The organism is Enterobacter sp. H2G27 (assembly GCF_054403075.1).
In genome coordinates this window covers 2,964,100-2,985,209 of record NZ_JBSVSI010000001.1, presented here as the reverse complement: position 1 = coordinate 2,985,209, position 21,110 = coordinate 2,964,100, and the positions used below count along the sequence as shown (strand labels likewise).

17 protein-coding genes are annotated in these 21,110 nt (G+C 51.6%); 13 read left to right on the top strand and 4 right to left on the bottom strand.

The features are described from left to right. Positions 1–9 precede the first annotated feature (9 nt). A complete protein-coding gene (locus ACW9E7_RS14060; protein WP_458727954.1) occupies positions 10–741 on the bottom strand; it encodes a LytR/AlgR family response regulator transcription factor in 732 nt (243 codons plus the stop codon). 3 nt (positions 742–744) lie between these two features. After that, complete coding sequence (locus ACW9E7_RS14055; RefSeq protein WP_458727953.1) at positions 745–2,451, bottom strand: LytS/YhcK type 5TM receptor domain-containing protein; 1,707 nt, start codon at positions 2,449–2,451, stop codon at positions 745–747. A gap of 386 nt (positions 2,452–2,837) precedes the next feature. Here ACW9E7_RS14055 and alaC point away from each other — a divergent pair, with 386 nt between their 5' ends. Beyond that, a complete protein-coding gene (alaC, locus tag ACW9E7_RS14050) occupies positions 2,838–4,076 on the top strand; it encodes an alanine transaminase (RefSeq protein WP_023308710.1) in 1,239 nt (412 codons plus the stop codon). A 52-nt stretch (positions 4,077–4,128) separates the two neighbouring features. Here alaC and ypdK read toward each other — a convergent pair whose 3' ends face one another. Next, a complete protein-coding gene (gene ypdK / locus ACW9E7_RS14045) occupies positions 4,129–4,200 on the bottom strand; it encodes a membrane protein YpdK (protein ID WP_099458937.1) in 72 nt (23 codons plus the stop codon). A gap of 358 nt (positions 4,201–4,558) precedes the next feature. Further along, the gene (gene lpxP, locus ACW9E7_RS14040) at positions 4,559–5,479 is read right to left on the bottom strand and encodes a kdo(2)-lipid IV(A) palmitoleoyltransferase (protein ID WP_458728396.1); all 921 of its coding nucleotides are present in this window, start codon (positions 5,477–5,479) and stop codon (positions 4,559–4,561) included. Between the two features lie 12 nt (positions 5,480–5,491). Here lpxP and ACW9E7_RS14035 point away from each other — a divergent pair, with 12 nt between their 5' ends. The 12 genes from ACW9E7_RS14035 to ACW9E7_RS13980 all read left to right on the top strand — a co-directional run bounded on the left by ACW9E7_RS14035 (position 5,492) and on the right by ACW9E7_RS13980 (position 20,743). Further along, the gene (locus ACW9E7_RS14035; RefSeq protein WP_159427010.1) at positions 5,492–5,629 is read left to right on the top strand and encodes a hypothetical protein; all 138 of its coding nucleotides are present in this window, start codon (positions 5,492–5,494) and stop codon (positions 5,627–5,629) included. A 640-nt stretch (positions 5,630–6,269) separates the two neighbouring features. Beyond that, a complete protein-coding gene (gene tssB / locus ACW9E7_RS14030; protein ID WP_045909386.1) occupies positions 6,270–6,767 on the top strand; it encodes a type VI secretion system contractile sheath small subunit in 498 nt (165 codons plus the stop codon). A gap of 32 nt (positions 6,768–6,799) precedes the next feature. Further along, a complete protein-coding gene (gene tssC / locus ACW9E7_RS14025; protein ID WP_045909385.1) occupies positions 6,800–8,344 on the top strand; it encodes a type VI secretion system contractile sheath large subunit in 1,545 nt (514 codons plus the stop codon). 17 nt (positions 8,345–8,361) lie between these two features. Continuing rightward, positions 8,362–9,702, top strand: a complete 1,341-nt coding sequence (tssK, locus tag ACW9E7_RS14020) for a type VI secretion system baseplate subunit TssK (RefSeq protein WP_032652888.1) — start codon at positions 8,362–8,364, stop codon at positions 9,700–9,702. Then, positions 9,699–10,388 (top strand): type VI secretion system protein TssL, short form, encoded by a 690-nt coding sequence (gene tssL, locus ACW9E7_RS14015; RefSeq protein WP_458727952.1) that lies wholly within the window; start codon positions 9,699–9,701, stop codon positions 10,386–10,388. The genes tssK and tssL overlap by 4 nt, the downstream gene beginning before the upstream one ends. Continuing rightward, a complete protein-coding gene (locus ACW9E7_RS14010; protein WP_458727951.1) occupies positions 10,385–12,091 on the top strand; it encodes an OmpA family protein in 1,707 nt (568 codons plus the stop codon). Before tssL ends, ACW9E7_RS14010 begins: the two co-directional genes overlap by 4 nt. 4 nt (positions 12,092–12,095) lie before the next feature. Next, the gene (gene hcp, locus ACW9E7_RS14005; protein ID WP_023325816.1) at positions 12,096–12,587 is read left to right on the top strand and encodes a type VI secretion system effector Hcp; all 492 of its coding nucleotides are present in this window, start codon (positions 12,096–12,098) and stop codon (positions 12,585–12,587) included. A gap of 158 nt (positions 12,588–12,745) precedes the next feature. Further along, positions 12,746–15,400: a type VI secretion system ATPase TssH gene (gene tssH, locus ACW9E7_RS14000; protein WP_458727950.1), complete on the top strand. Its 2,655-nt coding sequence runs from the start codon at positions 12,746–12,748 to the stop codon at positions 15,398–15,400. Continuing rightward, the gene (locus ACW9E7_RS13995; protein ID WP_458727949.1) at positions 15,397–17,748 is read left to right on the top strand and encodes a type VI secretion system Vgr family protein; all 2,352 of its coding nucleotides are present in this window, start codon (positions 15,397–15,399) and stop codon (positions 17,746–17,748) included. Before tssH ends, ACW9E7_RS13995 begins: the two co-directional genes overlap by 4 nt. 11 nt (positions 17,749–17,759) lie before the next feature. Beyond that, the gene (locus ACW9E7_RS13990) at positions 17,760–19,835 is read left to right on the top strand and encodes a kinase (protein ID WP_458727948.1); all 2,076 of its coding nucleotides are present in this window, start codon (positions 17,760–17,762) and stop codon (positions 19,833–19,835) included. A gap of 3 nt (positions 19,836–19,838) precedes the next feature. Continuing rightward, positions 19,839–20,312, top strand: coding sequence for a hypothetical protein (locus ACW9E7_RS13985; RefSeq protein ID WP_458727947.1), 474 nt, complete (start codon positions 19,839–19,841; stop codon positions 20,310–20,312). Between the two features lie 71 nt (positions 20,313–20,383). Then, the gene (locus tag ACW9E7_RS13980; protein ID WP_458727946.1) at positions 20,384–20,743 is read left to right on the top strand and encodes a hypothetical protein; all 360 of its coding nucleotides are present in this window, start codon (positions 20,384–20,386) and stop codon (positions 20,741–20,743) included. Positions 20,744–21,110: the final 367 nt, after the last annotated feature.

Here is a 21,110-nt window from a genome sequence, read left to right as displayed (position 1 = left end):
GCTTTTTCTTTACAGGTGCATAAGCTGGCGGAACTCTTTCACCTTGCTGCGGCTCACCGGCACCTGAAAATCCAGATCCTTCAGGCGCAAGATATAGGTATTGTTAAACCACGGTTCGATCTCGCGGATCTTGTTTAAATTCACGCAGAACGAGCGGTGGCAGCGGAAAAAGTGGGTAGCCGGCAGCTTGCTGCAAAATTCGGTGATGTTCATCGCCATCACGTAAGATTCCCGCCGCGTATAGACAAACGTCATCTTTTCATGAGCTTCGGCATAGTAGATATCATTGACCGGCGTCACGATGATGCGCTCATCTTTGACCAGATTGATGGTGTCGTTGTCCCTTACCGTTGGGCTGGCGTTAGCGGGAGCGGTCTGCTGCTGCCATGCAGCCTCCAGCTTTTGCAGCATGCTGACAATCCGCGATTCCTGGTAAGGCTTAAGGATGTAGTCAAACGCCTCCAGCTCGAAGGCCTCTACGGCGTGCTCCTTCCATGCGGTAACGAACACAATAAACGGCTTATGGGCAAACTGATTGATGTTTTGCGCCAGCAGTACGCCATCCAGCGACGGAATGTTGATATCCAGGAAGATGGCGTCGACCCGGTTATGCTGCAGAAACTTCAGCACGTCCAGACCGTCATCAAACGTACCCACAATGTCCATCTGGCTGTGGGTGTTGATAAGCCAGGTTAGCTCCTGTTGAGCCAGAATTTCATCTTCGACAATAATTACTTTCATGGGTTACTCAACCTGGGGCAACAGTGATGTTGTCGAATGGACCGGAGAGCGCTCATTCGGGACGTAAAAAGCAATTTCGGTACCCGGTTCAAGACGCTGAATGTGCAGTCCATCGCCGTAAAGCAGCTTGACCCGGTGGTGCACGTTCAGGAGGCCGATTTTATTTCCGGGCATCTCGTTAGACTCGACGCGCTCAATGACTTTAGGATCAATTCCGTGGCCGGTATCGCGCACGGCAATTCGCACCCGGTTGCCGCTTTCGGTGATGCTGATGGTGACGACGCCTTTGCCTTTGCAGGGCTGAATGCCGTGAACAATCGCGTTTTCGACCAGCGGCTGGATAAGCAGGCTCGGGATCACGCAGTTGACCTCTTCATCAATATCGTAAATGACCGTGAGCTTGTCGCCAAAGCGCGCCTGCTCAATCGCGATGTAATCTTTTATCTGATACAGCTCTTTTTTGATGTCGATCTGCTCGTCATCTTTCAGCTCGATGTTGTAGCGCAGATAGCGCGACAGGTTAAAAATCAGCTGGCGCGCGGTGTCCGGATTAAGACGAATGGACGAGGAGATCGCGTTCAGCGCGTTAAACAGGAAATGGGGATTGATTTTGCTCTGCAGCGCGCGAAGCTCTGCCTTATTTGCCATCTCACGCAGCTGTTCTGCCCGCGAAACCTCCAGCTGGGTGGAGATAATCTGCGACAGGCCGATGGCCATCTCCTGCAGCGTGGAGGTGATCTGATGCGCGTGGCAGTAATAAATTTTCAGCGTGCCCGTCACGACGCCTTTCTCCCACAGCGGGATCACCAGCATGGAGTGGATTTCCGGCGTTCGGTGGGCTTCATCATTGTTTTTAATAATGATTTTACCGTAGTTAATCGCCTGTCTGGTGGTCGGGCTAATGGTGTCATCGTTGTCGCGATAGTTGTGTTCCCCCACGCCGACGTAGGCCAGCACGTGGTCAATATTGGTGATGGCGACAGCGTCAGCATGAATGTCGTGGCGAATGATCTCGCAGACCTGACGCAATGATTCCGCGTTAACGTGACGGAAAAGCGGCAGCGTTTTATTGGCGATATCCAGCGCCAGCTTGGCCTGACGTGCGGCGCTTGCTTCTTTTTCGCCTTCAACGCTTTGCACCAGCAGCACGATAAAGCCGATGCACACGCTGCCCAGGATCATCGGAATACCGATTTTCGAGACGATATCCAGCCCCAGCGCGGTGGTGGGGGCCCAGACGACGACCAGGATCATGGTCAGCGTTTCGCACACCATGCCCGCCACGATCCCGGCGCGCCAGCGCTGTTTTTTCGGGATTTTGCGGCTGATCCAGCCGGATAGCACCCCGGCGATAATGCTGGTGATAAAGCAGGGTACCGCCGTCACGCCGCCGATATCAATCAGATAGCGATGGGTTCCGGCAATCACGCCGGTGATGACGCCCACCCACGGGCCAAACAAAATTCCGCCGGACATCACGGCTATAATGCGCACGTTAACCAGCGAACCCTCTACCGGCACGCCTGACCAGGTGCTGAACAGGGCGAACAGGGAAAAGATAGCGGTAACGGCCAGCAGCTCTTTTGGCGAGTGTGCGGATTTGTGCAACAGCTCGCGAAACAGGCGAATGCGAATGAGGAAGAACAGGCAAATCAGCATTAATGCCGCACGGTCAAAAACCGCCAGCAGCATAGTAAATATTTCGTGCACGAGTAGACCTGGGAAAACGGGAAAGAGCCATGATAAAAAACCTGACGCGTATTGACCAGCTATCCGACAGGTTTATCAAATGAGGAAAAACCATAATTTCTAAAGGGGATTGTCTGTCGGTAACGGACACGTCCTGATTTTTTATAGCCTGCGTATCGTCAGGTAACTGTTTTGATATCATCCTGTTAAATAACGGCTATCAGACAGCCGATCCTGAAACAGGGGCTTCCGCTTTTAGGCGCAGCCGGGTTCCGGTTTTTAGTCGATCGCTTTTTTTTCACTTCCCTCTCGACAGCATCATTTTTTTCAGGTTATTTTCTAAGCATGCCACATCGGTGGCAGCGTCGCTCGGACGGTCCGGGCGCTAACGTTAATCTGAGGAATCTATGGCTGAATTCAGTCCTGAACGCCGTTTTACGCGTATCGATCGTCTCCCCCCTTATGTTTTCAATATCACTGCTGAACTGAAAATGGCTGCGCGTCGGCGCGGCGAAGATATTATTGATTTCAGCATGGGTAACCCTGACGGCCCAACGCCACCGCATATCGTTGAGAAGCTCTGCACGGTTGCCCAGCGTCCGGATACGCACGGCTACTCAACCTCTCGCGGTATTCCCAGGTTACGTCGCGCGATCTCGCGCTGGTATCAGGATCGCTATCAGGTTGATATCGATCCGGAAAGTGAAGCGATTGTCACCATCGGCTCGAAAGAGGGGCTGGCACACCTGATGCTGGCTACGCTGGATCATGGCGATACGGTGCTGGTGCCTAATCCAAGCTATCCGATCCATATCTACGGCGCGGTGATTGCCGGCGCCCAGGTCCGCTCTGTGCCGCTGGTGGAAGGTGTCGATTTCTTTAACGAACTGGAACGTGCGATTCGTGAAAGTTATCCGAAACCGAAGATGATGATCCTCGGCTTCCCGTCGAACCCAACGGCGCAGTGCGTGGAGCTTGATTTCTTCGAGAAAGTTGTTGCGCTGGCTAAGCGTTATGACGTGCTGGTGGTTCACGATTTAGCCTATGCTGACATCGTCTATGACGGCTGGAAAGCCCCGTCGATTATGCAGGTCCCGGGCGCGCGTGACGTGGCGGTAGAGTTCTTTACCCTGTCGAAAAGCTACAACATGGCGGGCTGGCGTATTGGCTTTATGGTGGGTAACAAAACGCTGGTGAGCGCACTGGCGCGCATTAAGAGTTACCACGATTACGGCACCTTCACGCCGCTGCAGGTCGCGGCTATCGCTGCCCTGGAGGGCGACCAGCAGTGCGTTCACGAGATTGCCGCCCAGTATAAGCGCCGCCGTGACGTGCTGGTAAAAGGCTTGCATGAAGCGGGCTGGATGGTGGAAATGCCGAAGGCGTCTATGTACGTCTGGGCAAAAATTCCGGAACCGTACGCGGCGATGGGATCGCTGGAGTTTGCCAAAAAACTGCTCCAGGATGCAAAAGTGTGTGTCTCGCCTGGCATTGGATTCGGTGATTATGGCGACACCCATGTGCGATTTGCCCTGATTGAAAACAGCGACCGTATTCGTCAGGCGGTGAGGGGCATCAAGAGTATGTTCCGTGCCGATGGTCTTCTCACCTCAAAGAGCGTCGCAGAACATCCCGCATCGTCATGACATAAAAAAACAGGAGCCGATGGCTCCTGTTTTTTTGACTGCATGTTCTTCACTAAATCATCAGGGCAAAGGTTCCGGCCCAGACTAAAACAATCACCGAAATGCCCATAAAGAAATATTTCACGTTTCATCGCTCCGCGTATCTTGTGGTACGCATATAAAAACAGAGTCCACCTGATTATAGAGAGCTGAAATCCGGTCAAAACGAAAATGAGAATTTTCCCGTTACGCCGCCGACTCCAGCTCAGAATTCTGTGCTTTCCTGTTGCCAGACGGCGCTAATGTACGCCTAAAAATGAAGGGTGACAAGAGGGATTTTTTTAAATAATTTCCGCTACTTACGAGTGTCGTGGAACGGCGACAGTTTGATTTCACAACGCAATAAATTCACTTTGAGCGACGCAATGAGTGACGGGTTTTCAGCGGGAAGACAGGTGATTGAAAAGGTTAGTTTCTTAGCGAAACTAACCTTCATGAAGAGCTTAAATATAGAGCGAGGCTTCGCCAAGAGGGCGTGTTTTGAAACGACGATGCATCCACAGATACTGCTCTGGAGCACGCATGATTTCAATTTCGATGACTTTATTGATAAACGCTGCGGCTTCGCACTCGTTTTCCGGATAGTTAGCCATTTCAGGGGAGATGTGCAGACGGTAGCCTGATTTATCTGCTTTTCTCACCATCGTCACGGTCAGCATGGAGGCGCCCGATAATCGAGAAATGACAAAGGTACCGTTAGTCGTCGCAACGTCTTTCACCGCAAAGAAGGGGGCAAAGCTGCTGCCTTTACGTCCATAATCCTGATCGGGTGCAAACCAGACGGCCTCTCCTTTCTTGAGAGCGCCGACCATACCGCGCAGGTTATTACGACTGATCATCGCCTTATTGGAACGCATGCGGCCACGCGTTTGCACCCACTCCATCAGAGCGCTATTGTGCGGTCTGTAAGTTGCCATCATTGGCTGACAAAGCCCCATCACGCGCCCACCCAACTCCAGCGACATAAAGTGAACGCCGACGACCATCACGCCGCGATTTTGCATCTGCGCGCGTTTCAGATTATCCAGTCCTTCTACATCAAACCACTTACGGACACGCTCATCCGGCCAGAACCAGGCCATGCCGGTTTCAAGCAGCGCCATGCCGATAGACTTAAAGTTTTCAGCGATGAGCTTCTCGCGCTCTTCGGCATTGTACTGAGGAAAGCAAAGCTCAATATTTTTCCGCGCGATAGATTCGCGACGTTTCAGGAAGACGCGCGAAGCGCTGCCCAGTTTCGACCCCAGCAAACGCAGTACAGGGTACGGAAGTTGAACCAGCAGCCAGAGAACGCCAAGACCAAACCATGTAAACCAGTAACGCGGGTGTAAAAACGCGCGTTGAAATTTGGATTGAGACAAAATAGTGAAACCTATGTGAAGCCTGTAAAGGTAGCGCAGAGTTTGCGATACGACGTGCCGATAAGACCGTTCTTCAAGGTGATGGTTGCAGGCTTTACCGAACTTTACGGCGTTGCCTGGCCACTGCTGATTTGGGCGGGCGGCGTAATGTAGCACCGTTATACGATATGTGCTATTACTCGTTTTTGATTAAAAAAGCGGCAGTTCGGAAGGTGATTGATTTTACAGATTTTATAGGCAGTCGCATGAAAGCGCCTTTCCTGCCTGAGCGGAAGGCAAAAGCGTTAGCGCTCATAGGGAAGGCGTAAAGAAAAAAAACGGTATTGTTGATTTGCGCCAAATTAAACATTTACGCCTTTATTTATTCCTCCGCATAATAAATAAGAAATTTCTTCGTGAAAATTCTTAAGCGTTATTCATACCATCAATGGAATAGCCATCTGCTTTCATCCATTCCTGTCTTCTTTTAATCGTGCCGCAATAAGATATTGTCGTTCTTTCGCGCTTTTTGACGTTATGCTGTGATGCAAATCAAAACATGATGTTTTTATAAACATCTCTCTGGCTACAACCCCTTCTGCGATACAAATATTCGATTTGTGCGAAAAGAGCAGTTTCTTTTCCTGATTTAGTTGTCCTATTTACGATAATGTCTTAGTGGAAAATTCTTAAGAAAATTCTTGTATCGGATTAATGATCTGTGTATTTGATTTTGTTCCGATCATTATTCTATTATTGCGCATCAAGAACGATACCGTGAAGTTGGCATAGCAAAACAAAGAGGGATGATTAGATGGCTGACAGTTTTCAGAATGAGGTGCCTAAGGCACGTATTAACCTGAAGCTTGACCTGCATACTGGCGGAGCAAGCAAGAAAATGGAATTACCCTTGAAATTGCTTGTTGCGGGTGATTTCAGTAATGGGCAGGAATCTGCGACAATATCTGAGCGCGAAAAGATTAACATCACCAAAAATAATTTTGACAGCGTTCTTTCCGAATATTCCCCAAAAGTTAACCTGGCCGTTAAAAATACGCTGTCTGACGATGGTGGTGAGGACAACATTCAGCTGACTTTCCAGAGCATGAAAGATTTCACGCCAGAGCAGGTGGCTGCCCAAATTCCACAGCTGAAGGCGATGCTGGCAATGCGCAACTTGCTCCGCGATCTGAAAGCCAACCTGCTGGATAACCAGACTTTCCGAAAAGAGCTGGAGAAAATCGTTCTTGACCAGTCACTTAGTGCTGAGTTGCGAAATGAACTATCCGCACTGGCTTCAAAAAAACCTTAACCATCATGCTGTTTTAACGGATTAATCAAGGAATGCTCATGTCTGTACAAAATAATACTGCTGGCGGGGAAAGCGTGGTGCTGGAACGCCCTGCTGTGGGTGGGGTATACGCTTCACTGTTTGAGAAAATCAATCTGAACCCGGTCTCCGAACTGAGCGCGCTGGATATCTGGCAAGATGCGCAGGCGATGTCGGATGCGACCGCTGACGAGCGTCTCACCGCAGGTATGCAGGTCTTTCTGGAATGCCTGACCAAGGCAGGCTCGAAGGTCGAAAAACTGGATAAAAGCCTGATCGATCACCACATCGCTGAGCTCGATTACCAGATAAGCCGCCAGCTCGACGCCGTTATGCACCATGAAGAATTTCAGGCGGTTGAGAGCCTGTGGCGCGGCGTGAAGTCGCTGGTTGATAAAACGGATTTTCGCCAGAACGTAAAAATTGAGCTTCTGAGCATGTCTAAAGAAGACCTGCGCCAGGACTTTGAAGACAGCCCGGAAATCATCCAGAGTGGTCTCTATAAACACGCCTACATTGATGAATACGATACCCCGGGCGGCGAGCCGATTGCGGCGCTGATTTCCGCTTATGAGTTCGATGCTTCAGCGCAGGATGTCGCTCTGCTGCGCAACATCTCTAAAGTATCTGCGGCTGCACATATGCCATTTATCGGCTCGGCAGGCCCGAAATTCTTCCTCAAGGAGTCCATGGAAGACGTCGCGGCGATTAAAGATATTGGTAACTATTTTGACCGCGCGGAGTACATCAAGTGGAAATCGTTCCGCGATACGGACGACGCTCGCTACATCGGTCTGGTGATGCCCCGCGTACTGGGACGTTTACCGTATGGCCCGGATACCGTTCCGGTTCGCAGCTTTAACTATGTTGAAGAAGTCAAAGGTCCGGATCACGACAAATATCTGTGGACGAATGCGTCGTTTGCCTTCGCGTCCAACATGGTGCGTAGCTTCATCAATAATGGCTGGTGTGTACAAATCCGTGGCCCGCAGGCCGGGGGGGCGGTTCAGGATCTGCCTATCCATCTGTATGACCTGGGTACCGGCAATCAGGTAAAAATCCCGTCTGAGGTCATGATCCCTGAAACGCGTGAATTCGAGTTCGCGAATCTGGGCTTTATTCCTTTGTCCTACTATAAAAACCGCGACTATGCCTGCTTCTTCTCAGCCAACTCCGCCCAGAAACCGGCGCTGTATGACACCGCAGATGCAACGGCCAACAGCCGCATCAACGCACGTCTGCCGTACATCTTCCTGCTGTCGCGTATTGCCCACTACCTGAAGCTGATTCAGCGCGAGAACATCGGTACCACCAAGGATCGCCGACTGCTGGAGCTTGAGCTGAACACCTGGGTCCGCAGTCTGGTGACCGAAATGACCGATCCGGGCGACGAACTTCAGGCATCTCATCCACTGCGTGATGCAAAAGTGGTGGTGGAAGATATTGAGGATAACCCGGGCTTCTTCCGCGTGAAATTGTATGCGATTCCGCACTTCCAGGTGGAAGGGATGGACGTCAACCTGTCGCTGGTTTCCCAGATGCCGAAAGCGAAATCGTAATAACAGGCAGGAAGCCGATGAAAACGGAACAACCGTTATGGGGTAGGGGCATTATGGTCGCTCCCCAGCATTTTCAGCAACAGGTCGCGTATGCGGCCTGGTCTGCCGAGTGTATAGCCCGGCTGGGCCTCTCCTGCCCGTGGGGGGTGATAAATGCTACCTTCGAGCCGGAAGCTCTCAGGCTTGGACGTCTTCAGGCCCGTCATCTGCATGTCCGTTTTCAGGACGGTACGCTGATTGATACAGACAATGCTGATTCGCTGCCACCGGTACTGTCGCTTGAAAGCGAATCGCAGGAGGTGACGGTGGTGCTGGCACTCCCGCTACTGCGGGCGAACGGCGGCAACTGCCTGAAACCCGATGAGGTGGCCGAGCGTCCGGTGCGATATCGTCAGCGCTGGCGGGATGTACGCAATACCTTTGGGGAAGACACTCGTCAGATTGCCGTGATGCAGCCTGAACTGACGCTGCGTTTTGCCCATCAGAACAACAGCGATTATCTGACTTGTCCGGTCGCCCGGCTGCAGCAAGACTCGCAGGGTACATGGCTATTGGATGAAACATTTCTTCCTCCGCTGTTGACCCTCCAGGGCAGCCGTTGGCTGGTTACCCAACTGGAACAACTACTGACACAACTGCGGGCGCGACTGTGCCGTCTGATGGCAATGCGGCGTGAAAGCAATGAGCGCATGGCTGATTTCGCCGTGGCAGATGTATCACTGTTCTGGCTGCTCAACGCGCTGAACAGCGCCGAGCCCGTGCTGGGTCAGTTCCAGCGTAATCTTCAAAGCCCACCGGAACGTCTGTATCCGGAACTTTCTCGCCTTGCGGGGAGCCTGCTGACCTTTTCCCTGGAACATCAGGTGAGCGCCATACCTGCCTGGCATCACGAGCAACTCAATGCGGTATTTCCACCGCTGTTTGATTTGCTTGGCGATCTGCTTGAAGCCAGCCTGCCGTCACGCGTGGTGGCCCTGGCACTCGACTATGACCCACGGCTGCACTTCTGGCAGGCTCGCCTGCATGACCCGCGTCTGCGCGAAGGGGCTGATTACTATCTTTCTGTGCGCTCACCGATCCCGGTGGCGCAACTGCAGGAGCAGTTTCCGCGCCAGTGTAAGGTGGGCAGCCCTGACCATGTGCGGGGGATCGTCAACTCTTCCCGCGTGGGCGTGCCGCTGACGCCGCTGCGCCATGTGCCAGCAGCTATTCCACTGCGCCTGGAAAATCAGTATTTCAGTCTCGATCTCTCCCATCCTCTGGCGACTGAAATGCTCCAGAGTGGGACATGTATGTTTTACGTCCCGGGCATGCTCGGCGAGCCTGAACTTGAACTCTTTGCGGTATTGAGAACATGAGTGAACGTAAACACGGCGCTGTCGTGTCTGTTGATATTGACGCACTGCTGCAGGATACCTGGCTTCAGGTCATCAGCCTTCGCTATGGCCCGCAGTTTCAGGAAGGAGAAGGTCGGGTCTTGTGGGAACACTGTATCGCTGATGTGGAACGCGTTCAGCGTGAACTGAAAGCGAGTGAACTTGATGAAGCCAGCTGTAAGCATATCCTCACTGCACAATGTGCATTGCTTGATGAGGCAGTCAAAGGGCGCGGTGTAGAGGATGATGCCTGTGTGCAGTGGTATGACATTCCTCTGCAGGGATACTTCCTCGGCACAATGGACGCGGGTGACACTTTGTGTGACAGGATGCGCGATGTGCTGCGTGAACCTGCACCAGATAATGCCGTACTGACCTGCTTCCAGAGGGTAATGATGCTCGGATTCCTGGGAGATTTTCGTGCGCTAAACGATCCGGAACGCCAGAAGCTGGTCAGCGCCCTCAATGAGCGCGTTACACCGTTCAGCTACCCGCAGACCCATCCCGTTCTGGCAGAGAGCCGCAGCGGACGAGGAGCGGGAGGCTGGCTGGCGTCATGGCCCGCGCGTATCGGCCTGAGCGTGATTGTTCTTGCCGCACTCTGGTGGGGACTGGATCGCTGGCTCGATCAGATGCTGCTGACCCTGTTGCCGGGAGTCGTAAAATGAGTCCTGTACAACAGCGCGGGCTTGCGCTGTGGGCTGCCCTGCTGAGTGCTGTGGTCTGCCTGGCTTTTCTGCCGTTATCCCGGCTGGCTTCAGTGCTCGTTCTGCTGGCGATGATCGGGTTTATCGTCGCGTTCTGGTATATCGCCAGACCTCGTGCGGAGCATGACGTCAACCTGCGTCTGGATGACCTTCCTGAAACCACTTACCGTCAACCTGTGGTGCTGGTTTGTGGCGATATGCCTCTGACCTGGCCGCAGCAGTCACCAGTACTGATCGTCACGCAGGGATGCTGGATCCGCGTTGAGGACCATCAGGATCTGGAGCAGGTTGCCCGTCAGATTCTGTGGCAGCGCCCGGACTGGGGGCGTCAGCTGTCGGTGATGGTCAGTGTCTGCCCGCAGAAACATGTCGACAGCGAAGCCCTGACAAGTCGTCTGCTGTCTCTGCGCTGGCAAATCAGCCAGTTGCGTAAAGAAACGGGACAGTCTGTGCCACTCATTCTGAATGGTCAGATTGGCAGCGCGATGACGGATGACATGCTCTGGCAGGCCGCTATTCCGGGTGAAGGGTGGACTGTCTGGCGTGAGTCGAATGCGCCTTGTTCGATCGCCGCGTGGGTCACCACTGGCGGTGGGCCTGTGATGCAGCAGCAGGTGCTGATGAACAGCCTGATGAGCTGGTTCCATCAGCATGTCCAGGCGGTATTCATCGATGAGAATCCTGATGTTCCGGTCATTGCACCTGCAGCGCTGCTGTGGGGAATGGGACCGATTCTTGCCGGAAGCCTTGCGTCCTCTGCCTGGACGGCATGGTTGTCGCGTCATACTGCCATGCAGCAGGTAGCCGGCTGGCAACCGGTAGGGACGGACAGCACGGTGATCTCACCCTTACCGGATTTCATCCTGCCGCTGCTACCGGAAGGAAGTGGACTTACTCCCCGCGCCCGCACCTGGCGCTGTGCCCTTGGTCTTTTCACCCTAGCGGCCATCGCCGCGTTGCTCAGCAGTGGCTGGAACAATCGCCAGTTGCTGCATCGCGTGAGCTTCGATATAGCCCGTTACGACAATCTCTCCATGGATGACTACGGCCCGAAAGCTGGCGCCGTTGCGGCCCTTCGTGAGAATGCGGCACTGCTGGATGACTATGCACGTAACGGCGTACCGGTCCGGCTGAGCCTGGGGCTTTATCAGGGGGAACGTCTACGGATACCCCTACTGGAAGCGATCCGCTCGTATATGCCGCCGCCTCCTAAACCGCAGCCAACCCCAAAACCAGTACCGAAAATAGTGAGGCTCGACAGCATGTCGCTGTTCGATTCCGGCAAGTCCGTGCTGAAAGCGGGTTCCACCAGGATGCTGGTGAATTCACTGGTTGGCATCAAAGCGAAACCGGGCTGGCTGATTGTCGTGTCTGGGCATACCGATAACACCGGCAATCCGCAGCTGAACCAGACGCTGTCTCTGAAACGCGCCGAAGCGGTGCGCAACTGGATGCGGGACACGGGCGACGTGCCCGAAAGCTGTTTTGCGGTGCAGGGCTATGGCGAAAGCCGTCCTGTCGCAACCAACGACACCCTGGAAGGGCGTGCGCTCAACCGCCGTGTCGAAATCAGTCTGGTACCGCAGGCCAACGCCTGTCAGATACCCGGCAAACACCCGGCGCCATCGCAGGATGATGGCGCTTCACTACACAATGGAGAGTAATTCCATGGCAATTCCTGTTTATCTTTGGCTGAAGGACGACGGCGGCGCGGACATCAAAGGGTCTGTTGACGTTCAGGATCGTGAAGGCAGCATCGAAGTGGTTGCACAGGAGCATAACCTGTACATCCCAACCGACAACAACACCGGCAAGCTGACCGGCACCCGTATCCACACGCCGTTCCTGTTCACGAAGGAAATCGATTCCTCCAGCCCGTATCTGTACAAGGCGGTGACAACCGGTCAGACCCTGAAATCCGCTGAATTCAAGTGGTACAAAATCAACGACGCGGGCCAGGAAGTGGAGTACTTCAACACCAAACTGGAAAACGTGAAGGTAGTGAAAGTGAATCCTGAAATGTATGACATCAAGGATCCTTCTAAAGAGAAACACAACCACCTTGAGCGCGTTGAACTGCGTTACGAAAAAATCACCTGGACCTACAAAGACGGCAACATCATTCATTCCGATTCCTGGAACGAACGCGCCACGGCGTAATCCTGATGCGGGCAGGTTTTCCTGTCCGCAGTTTTTTGCTGAGTGCCTGAGATGCGGGCACTCAGCAAAGAAAAAACAATCTGCCTGCCTGACCTTATGCGCTTTGGTGAACAGCGAGGGGCGGTAGCGTGTCCAGGAACCGACAAAGAGAGAATCTCATGGAAAATCCAGCCATCCTGTTACGTCGTCTGAACCCTTACTGTGCCCGAGCGATGGAAGGCGCAGCTTCGCTCTGTCAGACCCGTGCCCATGCCGAAATTCTGCCGGAGCACTGGCTGCTGAAGCTGCTGGAGCAGGGGGAAGGTGACCTGACGGTGTTGGCGCGTCGCTATGAATGGGATATGGATGGCATCTGGCAGGATTTACTTGGCTGGCTCGACAGACAACCTCGATCCGTGCGCCATCGGCCCCAGCTCTCTGATGACATCCAGACTCTGATGCAGCAAGCCTGGCTACTTGCCTCACTCAATGGCGAAGAGCACATTCGCAGCATCCATCTGCTGATGGCCCTGGTGGAAAAACCAAAACTGGCACGTTGTGACGGCCTTTGGCCGTTTTTAACGCTTGCTCAGAGCCAGCTGGAGCGCCTGCGACCGTTGCTGGATGCGCAATCGGATGAGCGTCCGGAAATGCAGCGCGAAGCCGAGTTGGCACAGAACCATGGTGGTGAGGTGGAGTTTGTCGGGCGTCCGGCTGGTGTGGAAATGAAAGAGGGGGAACTGAGCCCTGCGCTGCAGAACACGCTGGATAAATTCACCCTCGATGTCACCGCCAAAGCGAAGGAAGGGAAGATCGATCCGGTGTTTGGCCGTGACACAGAAATCCGTCAGATGGTGGATATCCTCTCTCGTCGCCGCAAAAACAACCCGATTCTGGTCGGTGAGCCGGGCGTAGGGAAAACCGCACTGGTTGAAGGTCTGGCATTGCGTATTGCCGAGGGTAATGTGCCTGAATCACTGAAAACGGTCACTCTGCGTACCCTTGACCTGGGCCTGCTGCAGGCCGGTGCAGGCGTAAAAGGCGAGTTCGAACAGCGGCTGAAAAACGTCATCGATGCGGTGCAGCAATCCCCGTCCCCGGTCCTGCTATTTATTGATGAAGCGCATACCATCATCGGCGCGGGCAACCAGGCGGGAGGTGCCGATGCAGCGAACCTGCTAAAACCGGCGCTGGCGCGTGGTGAACTGCGTACCATTGCGGCCACTACCTGGAGCGAGTACAAGCAGTACTTCGAACGCGACGCGGCCCTGGAGCGTCGTTTCCAGATGGTAAAAGTCGATGAGCCTGACGATGACACCGCCTGCCTGATGCTCCGTGGTTTGAAATCCCGTTACGCCGAGCACCATAACGTGCACATTACCGACGATGCGGTGCGCGCTGCTGTTACGCTTTCCCGCCGCTACCTCACGGGCCGCCAGTTGCCGGATAAGGCGGTTGATCTGCTCGACACCGCCGCAGCGCGTGTCCGAATGAGCCTCGACACGGTACCGGAACAGCTGACCTGCATTCGCTCGCAGATTACCTCTCTTGAAATGGAGAAGCAGGCGCTGCTGGAAGATATTGCTGTCGGCAATCAGAGCCATGGTGAACGCCTGACCGTCATTGAGCAGGAAGAGAACGCTCTTATCGTTGCTCTCGACGAGCTTGAAACGCAGTACGGGCAGGAACTGAAACTCACCGAACAACTGCTGGAAAGCCGCCAGGACATCTCCCGTCAAAGCGAGACGCGCACGCTGCAGCAGGAACTGAACGGCATGCAGCACAGCAACCCGCTGCTCTCTCTGGATGTTGACGTACGCACCGTTGCCAACGTGATTGCTGACTGGACAGGCGTTCCGCTGTCATCGCTGATGAAAGATGAGCAGACCGAACTGCTGACCCTGGAAAATGAAATGGGTAAACGTGTGGTCGGGCAGGATGTGGCGCTCGAGGCCATTGCCCAGCGTCTGCGTGCGGCAAAAACGGGTCTCACCTCCGAGAATGGTCCGCAGGGCGTGTTTCTGCTGGTAGGACCGAGCGGGGTGGGGAAAACCGAAACCGCGCTTGCGCTGGCCGATGTCATGTACGGCGGTGAGAAGTCACTCATTACGATTAACCTCTCCGAATACCAGGAGCCGCATACGGTTTCCCAGCTGAAGGGCTCCCCTCCGGGTTACGTCGGTTATGGCCAGGGAGGGATCCTGACCGAAGCCGTGCGCAAGCGTCCGTACAGCGTGGTTTTGCTCGATGAAGTCGAAAAAGCCCATCGCGACGTGATGAACCTGTTCTATCAGGTCTTTGACCGCGGCTTTATGCGCGACGGCGAAGGGCGTGAAATCGACTTCCGTAACACCGTCATTCTGATGACCTCTAATCTCGGCAGCGATCACCTGATGCAGTTGCTGGACGAACAACCAGAATCCACCGAAGGCGACCTGCACGAACTGCTGCGTCCGATACTGCGCGATCACTTCCAGCCAGCGCTGCTGGCCCGCTTCCAGACCGTGATTTACCGCCCCCTCTCGGAAGCAGCCATGCGTACCATCGTGGAAATGAAACTCTCACAGGTCAGCAAGCGCCTGCATCGACACTACGGCCTGAGCACGCAGATTGATGAAAGTCTTTATGATGCGCTGACTTCAGCCTGCCTGCTGCCAGATACCGGTGCGCGTAACGTCGATAGCCTGCTCAATCAGCAAATTCTGCCGGTGCTCAGTCAGCAACTGTTGACCCATATGGCCGCAAAACTGAAACCACAGTCATTACGCTTTAGCTGGAGTGAGGAAGAGGGGATCGGGCTGGAATTTGATGTGAAACAGGGAGTGGACGCATGAGTAATAATCCTCCATTAAGATACAGTCATAGCCACCACCTGCTGGCGGTGAAAGGCTGTGAGTCCGCGCTCGACGTGCTGTCTTTCGAAGGTGATGAGGCTCTTAGCACGCCGTTCCGCTACCGTATTGAATTCACCAGCAGTGACCACGCTATCGCCAGAGAGGCGATGCTGATGAAGCCCGGTTCGCTGACGCTGCAGGCCCCGGTAGACCAGGGTTACGGCATTAAAGTGCAGCAGGCCGTGCGCACCCTTCAGGGTGTGGTGACCGGTTTTGAACGCCTCAGCACGTCAAAAGATGAAACCCGCTACGCCCTGACGCTCCGGCCACGTCTGGCGCTGCTCGATCGCTCGCACCAGAACGCCATTTACCAGGACATGTCGGTTCCGCAAATCGTGGAAAAAATCCTGCGCGAGCGCCACGGTATGCGCGGTCAGGATTTTCTGTTCTCGCTGTCAAAAGAATATCCACGCCGTGAACAGGTGATGCAGTACGATGAGGACGACCTGCACTTTATCACCCGCCTGCTGGGTGAGGTCGGTATCTGGTTTCGCTTCACCACCGACACGCGCCTCAACATTGACGTGGTGGAGTTTTACGACAGCCAGCAGGGGTATGAAAAAGGGCTGACGCTGCCGTCGGTACCGCCATCGGGCCAGCATTCAAAAGGCGTGGATTCAGTCTGGGGAATGGAATGCCATCACAACGTGGTGCAGAAGCAGGTCAGCACCCGGGACTACAACTACCGTCAGGCCACGCAGGACATGAACACCCTGGTGGATGCGACCCGCGGGGATGTCACCACGTACGGTGATGCCTATCACTGGGCGGATAACTACCTGACGCCGGGCAGCACCTATGACCGCAATCCGGCCCCGGAGTCCGGGGCGTTTTATGCCCGCCTTCGTCACGAACGCTACCTGAATGGTCAGACCCGGGCGCAGGGCATCACCAGCTGTCCGACCCTCTCGCCGGGTCAGGTACTGAAAGTCACCGGCGGGTATGAAGTGGCCGATGTGTTTGCGCAGGGCGTGGTCATCACGGCGATGCATACGTATGCCCGCCGTGATAAGGACTTTGCGGTTGATTTTGACGGCATCCCGGACAGCACCGATTTTGGTTTCCGCCCGGAACCTGGCTCACGCCCGGTGATGGCTGGCACCTTACCGGCCCGCGTCACCAGCACCACCGAGAACGACACCTACGGGCATATCGATAAAGACGGTCGTTACCGCGTCAACATGCTGTTTGACCGTGATAACTGGGAAACGGGGTTCGAGAGCCTGTGGGTGCGTCAGTCCCGTCCGTATGCAGGGGACACCTATGGCCTGCACCTGCCGCTGCTGGCGGGCACCGAAGTGGCGATTGGCTTTGAGGATGGTAACCCGGACCGGCCGTACATTGCCGGCGTGCTGCACGACTCGGCGCACGGCGACCACGTCACCATCCGCAACTACAAACGCAACGTCCTGCGTACCCCGGCGAACAACAAAATCCGCCTCGATGACGAGCGCGGAAAAGAGCATATCAAGGTCAGCACGGAGTACGGCGGCAAGAGCCAGCTCAATCTCGGGCATCTGGTCGACAGTGAGAAACAGCAGCGCGGTGAGGGGTTTGAACTCAGGACTGATAGCTGGGGGGCCATCCGGGCACAGAAAGGGATGTTCATCAGCGCTGATGGCCAGACGAAAGCACAGGGCCTGGTGCTGGAGATGCAGCCAGCGGTCAGCAATCTGGGTGATGCCCGGGAGCAGATGACGTCCATCTCCGGTGATGCGCAGAAGGCGACCGCGAACCCGGCCGATCTCCAGGCGCAAATCAAACTGCTGGAACAGCAGCTGACAGACCTCAAAAAATCAGTGCTGCTGCTCAGCGCGCCGGATGGAATGGCACTGACCAGCGGACAACATCTGCAGGTATCTGCCGGGCAGAACCTTATAGCCACGGCCGGTAAAAATGCCGACGTCAGCGTGGTGAAAAATCTGTTCATCGGGGTGGGCAATGCCCTGAGCGTGTTTGTTCGTAAGCAGGGCATAAAGCTGATAGCAAACCAGGGACCGGTACAGGTACAGGCGCAGAACGAGCTGATGGCTCTGCTTGCTCGTAAGGAAATTAGTATCGTAAGTACAGAAGATGAAATCAAAATCATCGCGAAGAAGAAGCTGACCCTGAACGGTGGGGGAAGCTACATTACTTTAGATGGTAATGCTATTGAATCAGCCACGTTGGGTGAGTACAGAACAAAAGCAGGGCATTATGGACGAAAGAATAAAGCCAATAATAAAGAAGCTGTGCCGGCATTAACTCCAGAGCAAAATACACCATCTGGCAAGTTTACATTTTCATAAAGGATTTAAACATGATTATTAGTCCTCCATATTTAAGGCCTCATTCAAAAAATGAAACTGATGAAGAATGGGTGGGCAAAATGATGCCCGTTGATGTTAGTCGTGGGTTTCCGATTAATGGGAAGGAATCATGGCACGGCGGCGTACATATAAAGCATAATGATTCGAGCTATCCTCCAGAAATGTTACGTGCGATAGCTGATGGGACTATAGTGTTCATTAGAGAACCTGCCGAAAAAGAAAAAACAAAGAAAGAACCTTTGAATTATAATGGTTATACGGATAATGGTTGTATTGTTATAAAACATGAAACTGAAATCGGTTCTGGAGAAAACGGTAAAATTACGTTTTTTTCAATGTATATGCATTTGAATTTCATATCGAACACGCTTTCTGTTGGGAGAGCGGTCAGAAGAAAAGATTCATTAGGCACAACCGGCATGGTCGATGGTGTGAATGCTACACACGTGCAAATATACTGTGAAGACCAGTATATAGAAAAAATCACTGGGAGATCACAACCGCACCTTGATACATCCAAAAACGGAAGGGTTGATGTATGTTTTGGTGATATTCATTTCTACATTCCGTCAGGTACCTCTTTTTATAATGGTAAAAGCATAGATGGTGTTATTGTCGTTGACGAAAGTACACCAATATACACTAATAGTTCTGAATTATTTGTAACTATCGAAACTAAAGGAGATGTGCGTGTAATAACCACTAGGCAGAATGGGAAAGAAGATTGGCAGTTTGATATCGTTGGCGAGCCTATTAATGATGCCAGTGGTTTGAATGAAAATAATATGTATGAATATGCCCTTAAATGGCATCCAGATTCCATTTCATCAGGTTATGAATTGCTCAGGTTTGGCCGTGTTCTAAATTCTGAAAATAAACCTTTGTCCGATAAAAGCAATAACTACTGGTTAAAGGTGAATTATCCTGGTGGGTGCGGTTTCATAAATATAGCATCAGATTTAGTAAAAAAATATAGTGATGCGGATTTTCCCCATTGGTTGGGTTGGATTTTAGTAACAGATGATTCAGATATGGATAGCCAGTGCAATTCAAATATTGTACTCAATTCAAAAAATGAATGCAGAAGCCGATTAATTTGTCGATTCCCCTTTGAATGGGATCAAAATACGTTAGAGCAGCGACTTGGATGGTTGCAGGAGAGAAACGAAACTGTTGATCCTCCATTAGATAATGACTCTTGGGCTAAATTACTAGCTCATGCCCGAGCTCTATGCATAAGTGGAGATGTCCCTAAAAATAGGGTATGGCATTTTGACCCCAGAGCATTTATTACATTGTTTCGGAAATGTAATTGGCTTTCAGCAGAAGAATTTGAAAAAGTCTATCCAGATAACCTCTATCCTCTTAATGCGTTGCAAAAGATAGGCTCGTCTCCAAAGGAGGTTAGAGAAAAATATAGAGAGATTATCAACCGCTGCCTTGAAAAATACTTCATTACCACGCCAACAAGAAAATCACATTTTTTTGGGCAGGGTGCAATTGAGTCAGGGATGTTATCGCTAATGATTGAAGGGGCTGCAAGTTTTTCGCGAAACCCTACCCATTCAAGTTTTGCTTCTGAGATAAATGGGTACTATAACCCTCCGCCTGGAGGCTATCTTGATTATCTTAATGGGCGACTTGGAAACATTGAGCCAGGAGATGGTCCGAAATTTAGAGGCCGGGGGATGAAACAGCTTACAGGCCGCGAAAACTACAGTAAATACTGGGGTTACAGGGGATGGATTGACTTAGAAAAATACCCTATGAACTACAAAGGATTTATAAATGGATGGTGGAGACCTGTTAATTTGAGCAAAGCTCCTGCCATTGACGACCCACAGCTTCTATCCATTTCCCCATACAATTGTATTGACGCAGGGGCGTGGTACTGGATTGCCGGTGCTCGTACCGCCGGTTTTCGTCCAATAAATGCAAAAATTGTGGAGTTGGATGTTTCACATGAACACTCAAAGGTTATAACTAAAGCTATTAATGGTGCGTATACTGACGAAGAGCGCCGATGGAAAGAAACAACTAGAATCTCTCATATTTTGATGGACTAACAGATGAATCTTATTATTTCAATAATTGCCGGTTTTTTTATTTCATTTAATGCATATGCATCAGGAGTTACATTAAATAGTACTGACTCGATAACCGTTGACATTAACAATCATACAAAGACTCTTAAGTTTGATATTGTTATCAATGGCTTTAGTGTTAAATGTAGTGGTGATAAAATAATTCTCTGGGGTAAGCCGAAAGTAATTAATGAAGGCAATCCTCAGGATACAAATGTGATTCTTGTAGATTTGGCGCACGGATATAAAAAGATTGAAAAGAGTGTGAGTGAAGGTGTTTTTAGCATTGATTTTATAAAAGGGAAGGATCTCGCCTATATCGGAACCAGTCAGGGGTTGTTTTTAAATCTTGCAAATGGGAATTTGAAATCAGTAGGGCCGCAATTTGATCCTACGGATTATAATAATTTTGAGAATTGCGAAAAAAATAGCTCATGGGAGTTTAATAGATATCCTTGAAATTGCTTGAGAGTATTTCGTTAAGCCATACTTTTGGGGGGATGGTATTTACAAAAATACCATGATTAAAAATGAATCACTATCTAACTGCTTTTGTAATTTCTTTGTTTCTGACTGGATGTGGCAATCACATTGTATTTGAGCCCAATAAGTTACCAGATGGATATATAGATCAGGAATATTATGTTCCAATCACCATCTCTGGAGGTACAGGACCAGTTGTTGATCTGAGTTATGAAATTCATCCATCACATTCTGGGCTGAAACTAGTATTCGCTGAAAAAAATATTACACAAAATATATATAATAATTTTGCTATAGAAGGTAAGCCACAGTTACAAGGGATTGTAACAATTAGTATTAGGGGCGGGATTGTTGCTAGTGCGGGGCAATGTTTTGAAAAACAATATGAGATTAATGTTCAGAAATAATAAAATCTTGATTTGGTATGTTAAGCAATTTTAATGAGTCATGTATTTTATCTTCATGAGCGTTAAAAGGTCATTGAGAAAAAAATGATTCGTTGCCAAAGAATTACTGGGAAGTCTAAGGTGAAATTTTATAGGTAATGCAGAAATATCGATAGTGATGCTCCAACTGAGTTGAAGCTTGCCTCTTGGGTAAGAGTTGATTGGTAAATAAAAATTATAGCAGTCTCAACTACTTTGCTAGGCGTTTTTTTGAGACGAGGTATTCAAGCCATTGAGCGAAATAAAATATTTAATTTATGTTTTAATTCTTATTGCGTCTGGCTACACCGGTACTGACCCAACAGTCCTTCCTGAAAAAATATTCTTA

What these genes read in the sequence shown, in the direction of transcription:
- ACW9E7_RS14010 (WP_458727951.1), top strand. Translation starts at nt 10,385, where the DNA reads ATGAGTCCTGTACAACAGCGCGGGCTTGCGCTGTGGGCTGCCCTGCTG.
- tssC (WP_045909385.1), top strand. Translation starts at nt 6,800, where the DNA reads ATGCTCATGTCTGTACAAAATAATACTGCTGGCGGGGAAAGCGTGGTG.
- hcp (WP_023325816.1), top strand. Translation starts at nt 12,096, where the DNA reads ATGGCAATTCCTGTTTATCTTTGGCTGAAGGACGACGGCGGCGCGGAC.
- alaC (WP_023308710.1), top strand. Translation starts at nt 2,838, where the DNA reads ATGGCTGAATTCAGTCCTGAACGCCGTTTTACGCGTATCGATCGTCTC.
- ACW9E7_RS13990 (WP_458727948.1), top strand. Translation starts at nt 17,760, where the DNA reads ATGATTATTAGTCCTCCATATTTAAGGCCTCATTCAAAAAATGAAACT.
- ACW9E7_RS13995 (WP_458727949.1), top strand. Translation starts at nt 15,397, where the DNA reads ATGAGTAATAATCCTCCATTAAGATACAGTCATAGCCACCACCTGCTG.
- tssK (WP_032652888.1), top strand. Translation starts at nt 8,362, where the DNA reads ATGAAAACGGAACAACCGTTATGGGGTAGGGGCATTATGGTCGCTCCC.
- ACW9E7_RS14060 (WP_458727954.1), bottom strand. Translation starts at nt 741, where the DNA reads ATGAAAGTAATTATTGTCGAAGATGAAATTCTGGCTCAACAGGAGCTA.
- tssL (WP_458727952.1), top strand. Translation starts at nt 9,699, where the DNA reads ATGAGTGAACGTAAACACGGCGCTGTCGTGTCTGTTGATATTGACGCA.
- tssH (WP_458727950.1), top strand. Translation starts at nt 12,746, where the DNA reads ATGGAAAATCCAGCCATCCTGTTACGTCGTCTGAACCCTTACTGTGCC.
- tssB (WP_045909386.1), top strand. Translation starts at nt 6,270, where the DNA reads ATGGCTGACAGTTTTCAGAATGAGGTGCCTAAGGCACGTATTAACCTG.
- ACW9E7_RS13985 (WP_458727947.1), top strand. Translation starts at nt 19,839, where the DNA reads ATGAATCTTATTATTTCAATAATTGCCGGTTTTTTTATTTCATTTAAT.
- ACW9E7_RS13980 (WP_458727946.1), top strand. Translation starts at nt 20,384, where the DNA reads ATGAATCACTATCTAACTGCTTTTGTAATTTCTTTGTTTCTGACTGGA.